This is a genomic window from Paenibacillus sp. BR1-192 (assembly GCF_029542445.1).
In the GTDB taxonomy this organism is placed as follows: Bacteria; Bacillota; Bacilli; order Paenibacillales; family Paenibacillaceae; genus Paenibacillus_AQ; species Paenibacillus_AQ lautus_A.
Genome location: NZ_CP120718.1, coordinates 599860 through 616563, shown reverse-complemented (window position 1 = coordinate 616563; position 16704 = coordinate 599860). Strand labels below are relative to the sequence as shown.

General features: G+C 53.5%; 16 protein-coding genes. 2 read left to right on the top strand and 14 right to left on the bottom strand.

Annotation, left to right across the window (positions count from 1 at the left end; translation table 11 throughout):
• Positions 1–37: 37 nt before the first annotated feature.
• The 13 genes from P0X86_RS02685 to P0X86_RS02625 all read right to left on the bottom strand — a co-directional run bounded on the left by P0X86_RS02685 (position 38) and on the right by P0X86_RS02625 (position 14609).
• The gene (locus P0X86_RS02685) at positions 38–1312 is read right to left on the bottom strand and encodes a Gfo/Idh/MocA family protein (RefSeq protein WP_277747714.1); all 1275 of its coding nucleotides are present in this window, start codon (positions 1310–1312) and stop codon (positions 38–40) included.
• Positions 1305–1994 carry a hypothetical protein gene (locus tag P0X86_RS02680; RefSeq protein WP_277747713.1) on the bottom strand — a complete coding sequence of 230 codons (690 nt, stop codon included), beginning with the start codon at positions 1992–1994 and terminating at the stop codon, positions 1305–1307. Before P0X86_RS02680 ends, P0X86_RS02685 begins: the two co-directional genes overlap by 8 nt.
• Positions 1951–3426, bottom strand: coding sequence for an alpha/beta hydrolase family protein (locus P0X86_RS02675; protein WP_277747712.1), 1476 nt, complete (start codon positions 3424–3426; stop codon positions 1951–1953). The genes P0X86_RS02680 and P0X86_RS02675 overlap by 44 nt, the downstream gene beginning before the upstream one ends.
• Positions 3423–4664, bottom strand: coding sequence for a Gfo/Idh/MocA family protein (locus tag P0X86_RS02670; RefSeq protein ID WP_277747711.1), 1242 nt, complete (start codon positions 4662–4664; stop codon positions 3423–3425). Before P0X86_RS02670 ends, P0X86_RS02675 begins: the two co-directional genes overlap by 4 nt.
• 16 nt (positions 4665–4680) lie before the next feature.
• Positions 4681–5511: a carbohydrate ABC transporter permease gene (locus P0X86_RS02665; protein WP_009591862.1), complete on the bottom strand. Its 831-nt coding sequence runs from the start codon at positions 5509–5511 to the stop codon at positions 4681–4683.
• Entirely contained in the window at positions 5504–6385 is an 882-nt protein-coding gene (locus P0X86_RS02660) for a carbohydrate ABC transporter permease (RefSeq protein WP_009591841.1), read from the bottom strand. The genes P0X86_RS02665 and P0X86_RS02660 overlap by 8 nt, the downstream gene beginning before the upstream one ends.
• Positions 6386–6466: 81 nt before the next feature.
• Complete coding sequence (locus P0X86_RS02655) at positions 6467–7780, bottom strand: ABC transporter substrate-binding protein (protein WP_277747710.1); 1314 nt, start codon at positions 7778–7780, stop codon at positions 6467–6469.
• Between the two features lie 331 nt (positions 7781–8111).
• Entirely contained in the window at positions 8112–9149 is a 1038-nt protein-coding gene (locus tag P0X86_RS02650) for a LacI family DNA-binding transcriptional regulator (protein ID WP_277747709.1), read from the bottom strand.
• Positions 9150–9463: 314 nt separating this feature from the next.
• Entirely contained in the window at positions 9464–10681 is a 1218-nt protein-coding gene (locus P0X86_RS02645; RefSeq protein ID WP_277747708.1) for an asparaginase, read from the bottom strand.
• Positions 10682–11070: 389 nt separating this feature from the next.
• Positions 11071–11709 (bottom strand): hypothetical protein, encoded by a 639-nt coding sequence (locus tag P0X86_RS02640; RefSeq protein ID WP_277747707.1) that lies wholly within the window; start codon positions 11707–11709, stop codon positions 11071–11073.
• 6 nt (positions 11710–11715) lie between these two features.
• Complete coding sequence (locus tag P0X86_RS02635) at positions 11716–12468, bottom strand: hypothetical protein (RefSeq protein ID WP_277747706.1); 753 nt, start codon at positions 12466–12468, stop codon at positions 11716–11718.
• Positions 12469–12521: 53 nt separating this feature from the next.
• Positions 12522–13064, bottom strand: a complete 543-nt coding sequence (locus P0X86_RS02630; protein WP_096774695.1) for an RNA polymerase sigma factor — start codon at positions 13062–13064, stop codon at positions 12522–12524.
• 153 nt (positions 13065–13217) lie between these two features.
• Positions 13218–14609, bottom strand: a complete 1392-nt coding sequence (locus P0X86_RS02625) for an MATE family efflux transporter (RefSeq protein ID WP_277747705.1) — start codon at positions 14607–14609, stop codon at positions 13218–13220.
• Between the two features lie 156 nt (positions 14610–14765).
• Between P0X86_RS02625 and P0X86_RS02620 the strand changes: the two genes are divergently transcribed.
• Together P0X86_RS02620 and P0X86_RS02615 are read left to right on the top strand one after the other, a co-directional pair.
• Positions 14766–15635 carry an AraC family transcriptional regulator gene (locus tag P0X86_RS02620; RefSeq protein ID WP_277747704.1) on the top strand — a complete coding sequence of 290 codons (870 nt, stop codon included), beginning with the start codon at positions 14766–14768 and terminating at the stop codon, positions 15633–15635.
• 187 nt (positions 15636–15822) lie between these two features.
• Positions 15823–15975, top strand: coding sequence for a hypothetical protein (locus P0X86_RS02615; RefSeq protein WP_009591875.1), 153 nt, complete (start codon positions 15823–15825; stop codon positions 15973–15975).
• Positions 15976–16159: 184 nt separating this feature from the next.
• Here the strand turns inward: P0X86_RS02615 and P0X86_RS02610 are convergent, their stop codons facing one another.
• Positions 16160–16660, bottom strand: a complete 501-nt coding sequence (locus tag P0X86_RS02610; RefSeq protein WP_277747703.1) for a hypothetical protein — start codon at positions 16658–16660, stop codon at positions 16160–16162.
• Positions 16661–16704 lie beyond the last annotated feature (44 nt).

The following is a 16704-nucleotide window of genomic DNA, read 5'->3' as shown; positions in this document are numbered from 1 at the left end:
TCCTCCTTGTTGTACAACATTGTAGAAATGTAAGCCATTAGGCCAGAACGCCGCTATTCATAAATTCCTCCAGCCTCACCATGCGTTTTTCTACGCGGGAACGCTCGGCGGCAAACGCCATCAGATGACTCTGGATCGATGCTTGGGCAGAGGTTGTGCTGTTATGCTGTCCCTTGGATTGAACCGACTTCACAAAATCGGCGATCAAACGCATATCCCCGCCACCATGGCCTACATGGCCTTCCGGATCGACGAGCTGGATCACTTCCTGCTTGACGCTGCCGAAACGGCGGATCTCGATCTCATTAGTCTCCATCGTGGCCCGTATTTCGCCTTCGGTGCCCATTAGCTTGATGGTACGGTTGCATTTCTCCGTGAACGCGCTCATCGTGAACACCGCCGTAATGTCATGCTCGAACTCCATGCTGACGACCTGATGATCCACGACGTCGTTATCGCAGTGGTACACGCACCGGCCAAAAGGACCCTCCAGCATCGCTTGGTAACGCGCTTCGTAACTCGGGTCGTTGCTCGCAGCCTCGCCTTTCCAGCCCGCATTCTCGATCAAATACGTATTCGGCGCATAGTACTGGCATTCGTGCGATACCGGGCATCCATCCAGGCAGCGCTTCGGCGCGCCGGGCGGAGCCGACTCCGGACGGAAATGCGACAGGTGGCCATAGGAGGCCACGCTTAGGCATCGGCCTCCCGCCAGCCATTGCATGATGTCCAAGTCATGGCAGGATTTGGCCAAAATCATTGGGCTGGATGACTCGCTGTTATTGAAATATCCCCGCACATACGAGTGGGCCTGGTGCCAATAGCCGACGTTCTCGTTGTGCTGGATCGACATCAGGCGGCCGATTCGTCCTTCATCGAGCAGCCGTTTAAGCTCTTGGAAAAAAGGCGCATACCGGAGAACATGGCAAATCGTTAACGTACGGTCGAAGGCTTCCGCCTGCCGGCCCATATCGATGCATTCCTGCCACTCCGGGGACATCGGCTTTTCCAGCAGCACATGATACCCGGCTGCCAACGCCTTCATGGTCGGCTCATAGTGGTCCCGGTCCCTCGTGCAGATGAAGACCGCATCCGATTGACGGGGTCCGGCAAACAGCTCATCCCAGCTTGCAAAGCATTGCTCATCCGCTATCCCGAACTTCGCTTGGCAGCGGCTGCGCCGCACCTCATCCGGATCGGCAACGGCAACAATCTGCATCTCCTCCGGTCGCTGGAGCGCATATCCGCTGTAAATCATGCCGCGAAGGCCGGCTCCGACCAGCGTGACCGTTAGTGGTTTTGGTTTACTCATGTCCTTCCACATCCTTTCCCTCTAGTTGCCCGCGATATTCTACCCGTGGTTCGTTCAGCTCGGAGGGATCAAGCATCTTGAAAATGCCGGGAAACACGACGCTCATCGCTTCCTCCTCCTCAAGCTGCCGAGCCCTGACCAGATCGGCTGCGCTGCTCACAGGATGAATGGCTGTAATCGCGCCGATTCTATGGTCAACCTCCGCGGCAAGCTGCACATACAACCCTTCCCGACCTACCGTATAGAACGGGACCGCTCCCGCCTGCCACTCATCAAAGTGGGAGATAACCTCCATGCACCGGACGACATCGTACGTGCGCAGCGCAGCCAAACTGTCCCCAAGCCAGATCAAATCATCGGCAAGCTTATGCAGCACCCCAAAATAAGAACGCGCGGGCTTACCATAGATCGGATAGGGCTCATGAGGACCGACCCCGGACGTGTTCAGCACCAGCACGGCGCGGCCGGATCGGCAGGTTTCCTGAATCCAGGCCCAATGCGCTTTCAGCTGGCGGGTCCCTCCCCGCCAAACGGCAACGGTCAGCGGCCGCCTTCGTTCGGCTGTATCCTCGGCCAGTCGGAATACATAACCGCTGTTCATGATGCCCTCCTGCGACCACCACAAGCGATAATCGACCTCAAGGCCCTCCACTGCGCCCAGCCCAATGATGCGCGGGTTCAATTCGCAAGGCTTCCGGGAGGCGTAAATCTTCTCCTGCAGCCACTGCCTTGCTTGATCCTGTCTTTGCTGCGTCGGCAGCAGCGAACAGGGCTGCTGCCAGCTGGTCGCAGCGATCGGCATTGAAGTCCCGGATCGTCCTTCCGTCCGCCTTATCCCGGTACACCTGACCGCCGGGACTGCACCATAGTTGTTCCGGAGGCAGCGCCTCGATCTTCATGGCATTGTTGGGAACAGCCTTCACCTCGAGATGCCGGACGAAAAATGCCGCGGCCGCCGCGGCCAGCCGATCCGTATAGCGGTGCGTCGAGGCGTCGGTCACAAGCTGCAGGTCGCCCGGGTGACCGAGCAGCTCCCAGAAACGCCTGCAGCGATCAACGGTGCGCCGCGTGCCTTCAATCGGGAAAAAATCGTATTCCGCCGCCAACACGATCAGCGGCTTCGGCGCAAAAGCGATGAGCAGATCCTCATGGTCGTAACCCAGTCCGGACAGGCCCGACCATACCTGCTCGGCATCCTGCACGCCGCCGGCATGCATGTACAGCTGCCGGTTCATGATGAAGGTGGCGGGAGCCGCCGCCGCAATGCGTTCATCGCAGACCATCATCATGGCCGTCTGCGTTCCGCCGCCGGAATTTCCCGTTACGCCGATCCGCGACGGATCGACCTCGGGCCGTTCGCACAAGTAGTCGATGGCACGCATGGCATCGTGAACGAAATATCGGGCTACGCTGTCGCCGAGCATATGGCACTGAACGCCGTACTGCTGATGCTCCTTCGTTCCCCATATGACGCTCCCTGCCCGATCCTCGAAATCATGAAGGCTAAGGCGCTCGCCCTGCCCGATCGGATCGATGGCCAGCACGATGATGCCCGCCCGGACGAAGTGCTGGATGACGCGCTGATAATAGGCATCTTGCTTCGCCCCCAGCTCGTGCCCGCTCAGAAACAGGACGGCCGCGGAGCGTTCTTCCCGGTGATCGGGCAGATACAGATTCGACGTGACATCATACCCCGGGAGGGACTCGAACATAACCTTCTCTACTTGAAATCCGGTTCCGCGAATGCTTCCCGTTGTGCGTCCGTTAAGAAGGGAATCGGTTCTGCCACCTGACATGTTGCCGGCGTCCCCCGCCGACCAGCGCGAACGTTCCTTAAGCGGTGAGCTGTCAGGCGATGTTTCCTCCCCGAATGCCGCCCCTTCCTCCCTTTCCGGGTTCGCGAATGCATCGGGAAAACCGCCGATGGACCTCAGGAAGGCCGCCTTGATGTCCTCCTGCCGCTTTCTTGCCGCCTCGGCCGTGACGATGGAATCGCGGATAGCATCCCCGGCGGCAAATGCGGCATCGGAACGCTCGAACACATGCGCTTTCAACTGATCCCGCGTGTCGTATAACGTGCAGACATACTGCTCCAGTTCCTGAACGCTGTTCATCTCGATGAACTCCTGTTGACGAGCGTCGGGGAAACGTCCGGAAGCTTCATCGCCCGGCCTTCGGCAATGGAGCGATTGGCCGTGGCGCCGATCAGAAGGGATTCGGCGCCTACCGAGCTGTCGGCTTGTTGACCTAGCGGATCTTCGATCCCGCCTTCGAACAGCGCCTTGCGCAGCTTCGCATCCCCGCCGCCGTGACCGGCGGCCGATGTATTGACCTCGACCAGCTCTTCCGTGCCATCGGCTCTGAAAATATGAATCCAGCTGTCTTCCCCTTGCTTCATATCCGCGTTGCTGTATACATTCGAGACCTCAATCCGTCCTTTGCTGCCGTTGATCGCGGCGCGCCAGCCCTCATACGGGCTATAGGCGACGAGGGAATAAGTCAGCATCGCATCATTGTCGTACCGGACATTGACCGACATCGTGTCATAAATGTCGATCCGGCCGTCAAACAGGCAGCGGTCCCGCAAATAGCCGTCGGCTCCTTCCGCCTCGCGATAGTATTTTTCAAGAAACGGATCCTTTTCGATATCCATATAAAACTCGCACTCGTCTTTCCAGTGGCAGGTCAGGCATCGTTCTCCATGGTCCTGCCGGTCGTCCCCGTACACCCGTCTCGTCCCAAACGCATGAACTTCCACGGGACGGCTATTCATCCACCAGTTCACGATGTCGAAGTGATGCGTTGACTTGTGAACCAGCAGCCCGCCGCTGTTCTTCATCTCGGCATGCCATCTGCGGAAATAGTCCGCGCCATGCCGGCGGTCCAGAAACCACTCCAGATCAATATGGTAAACATCTCCGATGACTCCTTGCAGCAGCAGTTCCTTCACGGTCGCAAAATATGGCGCAAACCGAAGGTTGAACGTGACCGTCACCTTCTTGCCGCTCTCCGACTCCGCCTGCAGAATCTCTCGGCACTTGTCTTCGTCAATCGTCATCGGCTTCTCGCTAATGACGTCGCAGCCTGCCCTCAAGGCTTTCACGATATAGGTATGATGCGTGTAATCCGTACTCGCCACGATCACGACATCCGGCTTCGCGGCGGTGATCATTCCGTCAAAATCATCGTAGACGGGGATTCCCCCGCACTCCTCGCTCAGAAAGCGCGCCCGCACCGGATTGGCATCATACACGCCTTTAAAGGCAAGGACGCCTCTCCAGTCGGTAACCATCGGTTTAGCAAACATATACAGCGCTCTCGATCCAGCGCCGACCAGCACGTACTTCTTCATGTCGTAAGTTCCTCCTTCAGCCTTTCATCCCTGTCGAAGCGATGCCTTGAACAAATTGCTTCTGCGCGAACAGATAGACGATGACGACCGGCAGCGTCGTAATAACGGCCCCCGCCATCAACAGCGCTTGATTGACGTTCTCCGATTTCAGGTAGAGCAAGCCGAGCGGCAATGTGTACAATTCCTTGTCTTGCAGGTAAATCAGCGGGCCCAGCGTGTTGTTCCACGCGCCCATGAAGGTGAATACGCCCAGCGCGGCCAGCGCCGGCTTGCACAGCGGCAGATAAATTTTGAAGAATATGCCCGGCGGGCTGCAGCCGTCGATCGTAGCCGATTCATACAGCTCTTTGGGCAAGGATTTAATGAACTGATGCATTAAGAAAATACCGAACGCCCCGCCCAGGAAGCTGGGCACGATCAAAGGGTAATACGAATTCAACGCCCCGAATTCCTTCCAGATGAAATAGGTCGGGATCATGGTCACTTGCGACGGAATCATTAGGGTAGCCAGCATGATCATATAGATGAGCCCCCGCAGCCGAAAGGTAAACATCGCCAGCCCGAAGGCCACGAAAGCGCTGGAGACCAAGGATCCCACCATCTCGATCGAAACGATGAAAAAGCTGTTCAAGGTATATCGGCCGAAGTCGACTTTATTCCATATCGTCACATAGTTATCCCAATTCAGCGGATTCGGGATGAGCTGCGGCGGCATCTGCGAGATGGCGCCAACCGTCTTCAACGACGTGGACAGCATCCATATGAACGGGAACACCATGAAAACCGCACCGGCAATCAGCAGCAGGTACATCAGCACCTTAAGCAAGGGGTGAGTCGTCTTAGTCATAGTGCACCCACTTTTTCTCGAAATACTTCTGGAACAACGTGAAGCCCAGGATGATGACAAACAGCAGCCAGGCCGTTGCCGATGCTGGTCCCATTTTGAAGAGCAGGAACGCGTCCCGGTACACCAGCAGATTCGGCACCATATTTCTCTCCGGTATGCCCGTGGTGATGGAGCCGAACAGACCGAGGAACACGTCGAATGCCTGGAATGCCGAGATGGTAGACAAAATCATGACGAGATACACCATCGGCGTCACCATCGGGAACACCACCTTCGTCAGCTGCTTCCAGCCATTGGCGCCATCAATTTGCGAGGCTTCCAGCACCTCTTTCGGAACGTTCTGCATGCCGGCCAGAATCATGATCATGGATTGGCCCACGCCCTTCCATACCTGAACGATCGCGATGCTGGAGATGACCATCAGCCAATGGCTGCTGTCAATCCATTTAACGGGGGCAAGGCCGACAGACTCCAGCACCCAGTTAATCACGCCGTATTGATAGTTGAACATCCACACCCAGACCACGCCGCCCGCGATCCACGGAGTCACGACGGGGAGGAAATAGAACAGCCGGAACAAGCCCTTGGCCCGGATGGCCTGATTCAGCATGAATGCGATCACGAATGCCATTAACGTCTGAATCGGCACGAAGATGAGCGCAAACACAAACACGTTCCGAATGGACACCCAGAACTCGTGCTTGTTCAGGACCCGCACCCAGTTGTCCAGCCCGATCCACCGCGGCGGGTTAAACAAATCCCACTCCGTGAAGGAAATATACGTGGAGAATAAGATCGGAAATAAGAGAAAAACCACGACATTGATGACAAACGGCAATGTGAAGATATAACCCCAGTATCCTTGTTTCTGCATGACACACCTGCCTTTCGTTAACGGAGCAAAGGATGCAATCCGACACGTCGCCAAGACTGCATCTCCCTGATCCCATGAAAGTTATTTACCGGAGTCCAGCACATCCTGAACCTTGGCATGAATATCCTTCACGCCGTCTTCCACCGAAACATTGCCTACCATGATTTCATTGACCACCTGCTGCACCAGAATGCGCCATTCGCTCCAGGTAGCATTCTCATCCAGGGTAACGCCGCCTTCGTTAATGCCGTCCGTGAAAGCCGCTTTGTTCAAAGGTTTGGTTGTGCTGTCCTTCAACTGATCCAGCGCCGACTTCTTCACGGGCAGCGTGGATCCCGTCTTGACGATGATATCCTGCACTTCATCGCCGAGGTAATATTTCAGGAACTCCCAGGCGGCATCCTTCGATTCCTGCTTCGCTCTGGAGGAGACCAGCCACGTGTTGGCTACCATCGGAACATAGCGCTTGCCGTCAACCCCTTTCGGAATTTTGACGACATCCCAGTTCGTATCGGCAAAGCTCTCATTCATATTCACCTGCAGGCTGTATTGAAGGAAATACATCGCGGCCTTGCCGCTCGCGAATACTTCGAGCTCGCCGCCGTTCGCTTTCAGGAAATCGATATCGGCAAAATAGCCTTGATCCAAACCGTCATACAGCTGCTGTAATCCGGCCGCGGTTTTGGGATCGTCAAACCGCGATTTCGTCAGGGTGTCGTCCAAGGCCGAGCCGCCTGCCTGCTTGATCCAAGGAAACCAGCCGTTGGTTATGGAAAAGGAACCGATGAATCCGAATTGGCTGGTTTGGTCTCCTTCCTTGATCGTCAGCTGCTTGGAGGCTTCAATGAGGTCGTCAAAGGTCCAGTCGTCGGTCGGTACCGGCACGCCGGCCTTCTCGAAGACATCCTGGTTGTACGCTAGCGCAATCGGGTTAATGCCGTGGGGGACGCCCCAGATCTTCCCTTCCGGCGTTTTGGCGGAGAACAGGCCGTCGATGTATTCGTCCGCTTTCAGGTCGGATTCAATGTAGGAGGACAAGTCCTCTGCCACACCGCGTTCCCCGTAGCTAAGTATGGTGGCGTTCTCTTGGAACCAGACGTCCGGCATCGTGTTGCCTGCAATCTGCGTGGCGATCTTGGACGTAAAGTCCCCCCACGGCGCTTCTTGGATTTCAACGTTGATGTGGGGGTGGGACGCAATAAAACCGTCGATAATTTCTTTACTCGTCACCTCATAGCTGCCAGGGAGCCCAATCTTGAGCGTCACCTTCTCTTTGCTGCCTTCCGCTTCCCCCGGCGAGACCTCCCCATCGGTTGACCCGCCGGATGAAGAGCAAGCGGTGAACATCATCATAAACGCCAGCATCAAAGAGATTACCTTTACCTTTTTTAACATTGAAAACCCTCCTTTTTAAGTTACAAATAGAGATAACGTGTTTTCTGCTCCAGCTCATTCCAAGGTATTCATTTTATAGTAATCGATTTCTGTAACGAGTATAGCATGGAAGCCCTTTCTTGAATAGAGTTTTCTAGGCTCCCATCGATTATTTTTATAATAAAAGTCTGACTTCGAGCGTTATATAAGGTGTTCCAAGGTTTAACAGGGATTGTTTTCCACATGCTTAATCAAGAAACGGATAGGAAAAAAGTTAGTAATCGATATCTTTTATAATAATAAATAAAGCCCGAGCTTTTTGTTATGCCCAGGCTTTAAACCATCCTTGTATTCACTTGTTCTCCCGGATATCCCGGACCGATTTTCGATCCAGCAATTTAGGCTGCAGCATAACATCAAACATCGGGCTATCGTCGCCCTGCATCATATCCAGCAGCATTTTGCAGGCCATCTTCCCCATCTCGTAATCGGGCTGCTTTATCGTTGTGAGCGGCGGATGAATCATCTGCCCCACGTCAATGCCGTCAAAGCCCATTACCGAAATCTGCTCCGGCACCTGAATGTCGCGCTGCGACAATTCGTTGATCACCCCAAAGGCCATCATGTCATTGCACGCAAATATCGCCGTCGGCTGGGGCGAATGTTCCAGCAGTCTCTGCGTGAGCTGCTTGCCCGTATCGAATTCGGTGATCGCGTTATACACTTCCTCGGTCGGGGACTCGACCACCAGCGGTTTGAGACCTGCATCCTTCATCGCCGACATATAGCCCTGATGAATGCTTCGGCGGCTTGGACGATCCAGCTTGGAAGTGACGTAACCGATGCGCGCATGCCCCTTCTCCTGCAGATGCTTGGTTGCGATGTAACCGGCCTTGTGGTAGTCGAACTCGATCTGGTTAATGTTATCCTCATCGATCTTCTGATCGATGGCGATGACGTTCAGGCCAAGCTTCATCAGCTGGGTCAACTGGCTCTTATCCTTGGAGATCGAGGAGATGATCAGGCCTTTGACCTGCTTCTCCATGATCGTCCTTAAATATTCATCCTCCAGCGCCGGATCTTGCAGGGAATTGCATACGATAACCGTAAAATTATTCTGCCGGGCCACCTCTTCGATCCCGAAAATGACGGAAGAATAAAATGGGTTCACAATAGAAGGAATGATGACTCCGATCGTATTGCTGCTATTCTTCTTCAGCTGTTTGCCGAGCATATTCGGAATATAATTGGATTCCTTCGCGATTTGCTGGATGCGCTCTTTAAGCTCCTTGCTGACAGGATAACTGCTGTTGCTTAACACGCGCGAAACCGTTGCCGAAGAAACGTTTGCCATCTTCGCTATATCATGTATCGTGGTCGGCTTCTTCATAGGATCCCTCACTTATAGTAATCGTTTACTATTGTAAAGTATACAAATAGCTGACATAGAAAGCAATAAACCGATGAAAATATCCGTCAAGCTCACGCCCCGTTACATCTGCAGATCCCAATTTCTCGGCGCTAGCCCCAATGCCCGGAACGCTATTCAGTCGCTGGATGCGACGAACGCCAATGTCGATTTGTCCTCCGTGCTTGCGAACAAAAAAAGACCGCCGGGTCATCCCCGGCGGCAAATATATTGGTGGAAGGAATTTCATCGTTCAGTAGGAATAAGGAGCAGCTAAAAAATGACTGGGACTGAGATTACACTTCAGGCGTTCCGTAGGTTGCGAACCAACCCTTGATCGTATCGAAATCATCCGTAAAGGACAGGGAGAGCAGCAGCAGAATGCGGGCTTGTTGAGGACTCAGGTTGTCGCCTGAAATGATGCCCTCTCCGCCGCCGTATACGCTGCCAGAGCCTGTACGGGTCGTAGTTACGAAGACCACCCCCTTTTCGATGGCTTCTTTGCGGGCGGCGCTCATCTCTCTCGAGATGCCGCCTGCGCCGGTACCGGAGGTGACGATGCCTTTAGCTCCATCTGCCACAAAGCCTTTGATCGCGCCGCCGCCGGCCTCCTGATAAGAAACCGCAATTTCGACCTTCGCCAGATCCCCTTTCGAGATTTTGCTCAGATCAAACACCGGTTTGCCCTGACCTTCCTCTTTCATTGCACGGAGGGGAGCCCGGTAGATACGGATATTCTCGTCATCGATATATCCGACCGCTCCCAGCATAGGCGTTTCGAACGTGTCGGTGCGGTAGTCATTGGTTTTGGTTACGCCGCGCGCCAGATGAATCGTGTCATTCAGCATCAGCACCGTGCCGAAGGATTCCGTACGGCCGCTTCCGGCAAGCTTGATGGCGTTGTACAGGTTCGCTTGGGCATCGGAACCGATCACCGTCCAAGGTCTCATGGAACCGGTGATAACGACGGGTTTATCGCTTTGCACCGTCAGATCGAGGAAGTACGCAATCTCTTCCATCGTATCCGTCCCCGTTGTCACGACGACGCTATCGTACACCTCCAGCGCCTTGTCGACGGTCCGGGAAAGATCGTATAAATCGGCCATGGTATAGGCGCTCGACCCGGAGTTGCCGAACTGGAGCGTACTGATATCCGCAATCTTGTCCGTATTCGGAAGCTCGCCCACCATGTCTTCAATCTTCAGCGTACCTGCCCGATAGGATTGAAAGCTGGTAGCATCCGTCGATTGGCCCGCCAAAGTGCCGCCAGTCGCAACCACCAGCACGTTCGGCTTCGCCGATTGTTTAAAGGCCTCCGACAGGGGAGGAACCGTCGTATTCCGGCCTGGCGCCGCAGGAGTTTGAACGGGTGAAATCGCACTAACCGTCCCTTTCACTTCCGTTACCGTCGCAGCATGGGCCGCATACGTCCCAACAGGCGATAAAGAAATCACAAAAGCGGTAAATGCAGCGGTACTCCATACTGCTAACGGGCGTTTCGACTTTGGTTTCATCGTGGCACTCTCCTCTGATGTTATTGTGATATTATCTAACATAAATCTATGTATTCGTTAGAATCATTCTATTTAATGTTATTTAATATAACAAATATTACATGCAGTAGGAAAAGCGTTTACAATGATAGTTTATAGATGATATTCCCTATTAATTTGCCTTTTTTGATAGATTTAAATAAATAAAATCCAGAAATATATGGAGCCCATCATCAGACATCCAGATCATTAATGTTATATAAATTAACACTAGAAGCCGTCTGCAAACGATTCTATCCGAGCTATAAACAACAACAAGGGATAGTCCATCACCTTCCGGTCGGACTATCCCTTGCACTTGTTATCATTCATTGCGCTTGCTGCGATTATCTTGTAGAAACGCCTCCTGCTTAATCCGCCTGTCCCGGTTCCTCCACAGCCCCTGCTTCGGTGACGCGGTACGCCATAATTTCACCATCGACCACGTGATAGATGGAATAAGAGTCCACCAAATTGTTCTCGTTAAAGCTAATCATGAGCTGCGCCTTCATGCTTCCGCTATCGAGGCCCTGAACATCTACCGAAACGGCGGTTTCGGGATAATGGTAGCCTTCCTTGCCTGGATGATCATACTGCCACGAAGTGAATCCCCCGCCTTTAGCCGTCGTCTTCGCCTCCCCAAGCTGTTGCCGGACTTCTTCCATCGTCTTGCTTATCAGCGACAGCTCTTTCAGGGAAGAAACAACATCTTCTCCCTGCTCTTTCGAGGTTGAAGCGTCTGCTTGAGGGGTTGCACTTTCCGCGGAAGGTGCCGGAACAGACGGCGACGGATCGGCTGCCTTCGCTACCGATTGATCTTCTGAAGCCTCGTCACTCTCTCCGGCAGGAGTTGCCTCTTTCTTCTCCTCCGGCTGCGGCTGCTTGGATAATTCAAGCCCTTGCACGGATGTGTTCACCGGCTCGCTCTCCACCAGGGGAGTTTCGTTGCTGCAGCCTGCGATCACCAGCACGGCCACGACTGCAATCCATATCACGCTAATCTTGTTCATTGCTCACTACTCCTTCGTTGTCTCTCCATTATGATTGGAGGTAATATGGAATTCCTTCATCATGTTATGGAAGCGTGCACCGAAGCCTTCGGAGGCCTCCAGGAAGTACTGCTGCTTCACGACAAAGCTGCCGCCTTGCCCGTTATCGAACACGTAATACCGTATGACCGGATCATCCCACTCTTTGCCGCCGGTGCCGCCTACCGCACGCACCTCCCAGCCTTGAATCGGTTCATCCACGAGATTCGCCTCGACCTTCGGATACGTTTGCAGCTCCTTCTGAAGCTGCTCCGCTGCGCTCTTCGGATCAATGCCCTCCTGCGAAATTTCCATGAACACCTCCGGATAGCGGTCATCCGTCGGCTTCTCCTTCAATTCAATGCGGTCCACGCCCGATTGATGAACCATCTTAAACCGGCTCTCATCCATATAAATCACGTAATCCGCTCCCTCATGCAGCTGATCCACGCTTGTTTCCGGCATGCCTTCCAGCTCCTGTTCAACCGTCTTCTGAGGAGCGAACCATTCCTTCACCTGATCAATGAACGCTTGGACAGGCGCCGTCTGAAAGCTGACGGTCAGCACGATGGCTGCCGCAGCGGCGGTTCCCGCAATCCATCCGGCTGCTCTTCGTCCCGAACGGCGGCGCCCTTTCGATTCCCTTGGCGCGAAGCGGGTCTCCGGCTCCGCCGGCTGCTGGGCTTGCTCGTTATGAATCCGCTCCTTGATCGCCATCCAAATCTCTTCTTTATGTCGCATCGCGTCATCCGTCCCCTTTTTTCAGGCCGTCTGCAATCTCTTGATCCCATGGATCACGTCCCATGCTGATTCCCTCCCCTATTCTGCAGCATCCATTCCTTTAATTTCTTTCTCGCTTTGAACAGCCTGGACTTCACCGTGTTGACGTTCAGCTCCATCATGTCCGCGATATCCTTCTCGGCTACATCATTCAAATATTTCAAAATAACGGGAATCCGGTGTGGATCATCCAGCCGCTGCACCAGCTCATATACCTCGCCGTGCCGGTCAAATTCATAGGTGTCGCTCTCGGAGGGAAGATCCCTCTCCTCGGAAATTTCCGAAGGCACCATCTTCGCATGTTTCTTCAAATACCGGTTGCACTCGTTATAGAGAATCCGGTTGAACCACGGCTCAAAGGGTCTGCTCAAATCATAGGACCCCAGATTGCGGTAAACCCGGATAAACGTTTCCTGGACCACGTCGGCGGCGCTCGCCGAACTTCCGGTGACTGCGGCTGCCGTTCGAATCGCCCGATCCGCATATAAACGATACAATTGTTCAAACAGTTCATCGCTGTACTCCGTCTTTAATCGTTGTATAAGGTCGTGTACCAAACCGTGCTTGCCTCCTTTCACTTGGCCAATCACTTACAATACCCCGGCATGCAGGCAAAAAGTTTTCGAGTACGTTATTTTTTTAGTATGTAAAAAAAGGATACCCCGATGCCGCACGGCCGAAGTATCCTTTTTCTATATTATAACCAATCATTAAGCTTGCGCCGGGATCGGTTCCATTGAGCGTGCCTGATGGCTCACCGGCTCGACTTGCTCTGCCTTGCGGAGGTGCTTCTGCCCCCGCCAGCGGATGAAAGACAACACGCCGCGTAAATACTCGTCGGCAATCATGCAGGAGTAGATGCCGATAAGACCCCATCCCATGTGTATGCCAAGCACATAGGACAGCCCGGTGGCGACAAGCCACATCGAGCCAAGGGAAATGTACATGGTGAACCTGGTATCTCCGACGGCATTAAGCGAGTTGCCGAGCGCCATGTTGAGCATTTTGCCGGGCTGGAGAATCAGGTTCATCCCAAGAAGCGATGCCCCGATCGCAACGATCGTCTTATCGTCCGTAAACAGCCCCAGCAGCTGTTTTCCGAAAACATACAGGATGAACGCATTGACGACCACGTAAATTGCCCCGATACCCAGTGCGCGGTACGCGCTTCGGTATGCCTCCCGGATCCGGCCTGCGCCGAACAGATGCGCGATCTGGATCTGGGCCGCCATCGCGATCGACGAGCCAAGCAGGAAGCAGAAGGATTCCAGCGTATTCATGTACGTACGGGCTGCCAGCTCGGCGGCACCCAGCGTTGCAATGAAGGAGTAGATGATCAGCTGCGTAAAGACCCAGCAGGACATATTGATGCCGAGCGGCCATCCGATCTTCAGGATTTCGCCGAACAGCGGGCGGTCGAACACCCCGAATTCCTTCCATTTGATTCGGTATTCAAAGGAACGAAGGAACATGTACAGCAGCAAGAGAACGGCAAGCAATCGGCTGACCACCGTCGAAATCGCAACGCCGGTAAGCCCCCACTGCGGGAAGCCGAAAGCCCCGAATATAAACCCATAGTTCATAATGACGTGGATGATATTCATCCCGATGGCCACGTACATCGGCCCGCGCGTGTTGCCGGTATTGCGGATGACCGTGCTCATCGTTGCCATCATGGCAATCAATATCATTCCGCCGCCGACAATGGAGATATACGTTCCCGCAAGCGGAAGCAGATGCTCCGGCAGCTGCAGCACCGAGGCGATAGCCTCCGGCATTGCAAACAATATCACGCTGCACGCCAAGCCGATGATGGTGGTGGCGCTTACCGCCATGATGCCGATCGTTCGGGCATCCCCCGTCCGATGCGAGCCGATCTTTTGAGCAATGAGAATGCCGGCACCGCTGGCGACCGTCATGAACAGCGTCGTCATCGCCTGAAACAGCTGATTGGAGAAGCCGACCACGGCCACCGCATCGTCGGAAATCCGGCTGACCATCAATGTATCCACCGCTCCCAACAGAAACTGCAGGAACAGCTCGATAAATATGGGCCATGCGAGAACCCATAATGTAAATTTGTTTGTGTTTTTATCCAACATTCCAACCTCCACCCATGATGTAAGGGTTAAACACAATTCATGATGAAACGGTCTTTAACCTTTTCAAATTATAGATGGTATACTGGAGTTATAATATCATTTTCCGAACGAAAACTTTCAAAATTCAAACCTCGCGAACCACGAAAGGGCTTTCTTATGACGATCCTGAATTTTACCGTTCCGCCGCTGCCGGAATACATCAATAGCGGGCTTACCCGGGCTCCGATTCACAGTGGACATCCCAACCGCAAAAACATCGGTATCTTTGATCTGCTCGTCGTTAGGAAGGGAGAGCTGCATGTCACCGAGAACGGAAATCCTTATGAGATCAAACCCGGCATGTTCCTGATCCTGCGTCCCGATACGCATCATTTCGGTACGAAAGGATGCACCGAGGAGACCGATTATTACTGGCTCCATTTCCAGACTTCCGGGGATTGGCACCCGGACGAGGCCTGCCAAGCGCCTAGAAGAGAGGAAGTTCCGGAGCTGAAGGCGATGACGCCGAACTATTTTTCCGTCAACATTCCCCAGTTCGGCACCCTGCCTCAGCCGGAAAAGGCCATGGAGCTCCTGGCTACCCTGTCTTCGCTGGTTCAGTACGGTCACCAGGCCAAAATCCTGTGGCGGCAGCAGGTGGTGTTCCAAGAGCTCATCGAGCAGCTGGCCGCCGCATTGGATACGCCCCTCTCCTCGCCCTCCTCCGCTTGTGCCGAACGGGCCGCAGCTTATCTGCGGAAGCATTATCGCGAGGAGTTCAAGGTACAGGAGCTCGGCGACCGCATCAACTTCCACCCTGTCTATATCGCACGCTGCATGCAGAAGGAATTCGGCTGCTCGCCGGTTGAATATTTGCAGCGCTATCGGATCGAGCAGGCCAAGATGCTGCTGATGCAGACGGACTTCAGCATCAGCCGGGTCGCGGAGGAGGTCGGTTTCAATCATGCGGCCTACTTCACCTCCTGTTTCACGAAGCAGGAAGGGATCTCGCCGCGCAAATACAGGCAGCGGTTCTTCATGAATTAATTCATTTTTACGCAAAATCCAAGAAAGTGGCTTGCAACCTGGGCGGGAAGCCTTTATAATGAGAATTAACCACATGATAATGATTATCATTACCGGACAAGTGAGAATGTGTTGAGAATGTATTTATACTCAGGTTTACACGCTTTTCGCTTGAAGAGTTTATATACAAAGGAGAGCCGATTGACTTATGAAAACGACTTCCCGCCGCTGTTCTCTGCAAATGGATGATTATTTGGACCTGCTGAACCTCGCGATCCAGCTTGGAGACGTGAAGTGGCAGAAAGAAATCACCCGCAAAATGGAAATGACGCTGTCCACATTAGAGACTGCAGCTCAATAAATAACACAGGGATTACATAATCCTGCATATAGGAAAGACACCCCATCGCTATTCCGAGGCATGTCCTTGGAAAGCCGATCAGGTGTCTTTTTTCCGTCTACTATCGTTTCTTCTCCGGGTTCCGGCACTCTAAACTACTTCTTCGCAAAACCATCCAAATCATGCTTCAACCTGTTGTTAAGCGCTACCAATTCGTCGTAATCGGAGATGTCCAGATTGACTTCTCCCCCTCAACCGAATCCGAAACGTAATACACCTTGTACATCAGGGAAATCAATGCTTCCGAATCCTTCATGATGATCGCATATTTCTTGACGTCTTCCTCCGAGAACTCCCCGTTCTCCGCATAGCTTTCCCGTATGCTGTCGGACAGAGCCAGGAACTTTCCTGCGATGGGGTTAAGCAGCTGCGAACGGACGGCTTCATCCGCTGTCTTGGAATAGGCTTCGATGGCCGCCAGCTTCAGCCGCACTTCCGCAAGGCGCGCTTCATGAAGGGGCATGGACTTCAGCTCCAAAATGTCGGTGTAATGGCTCCATATTTGAAATAGAGATGTGCCCAATATGCTTTGCAAGGTCATTTTCGTTCCCTGTTCGATCTTCTTCTGATGTTCAATCAGAAACACGGTGCAGGCCAGCACCAATGCTACCATCCATACCCAGATCCATTTCGCTGAATTCGTCATAACACACCTCCGACTCCTCTATTTTACCATATTAAGGATAAAAT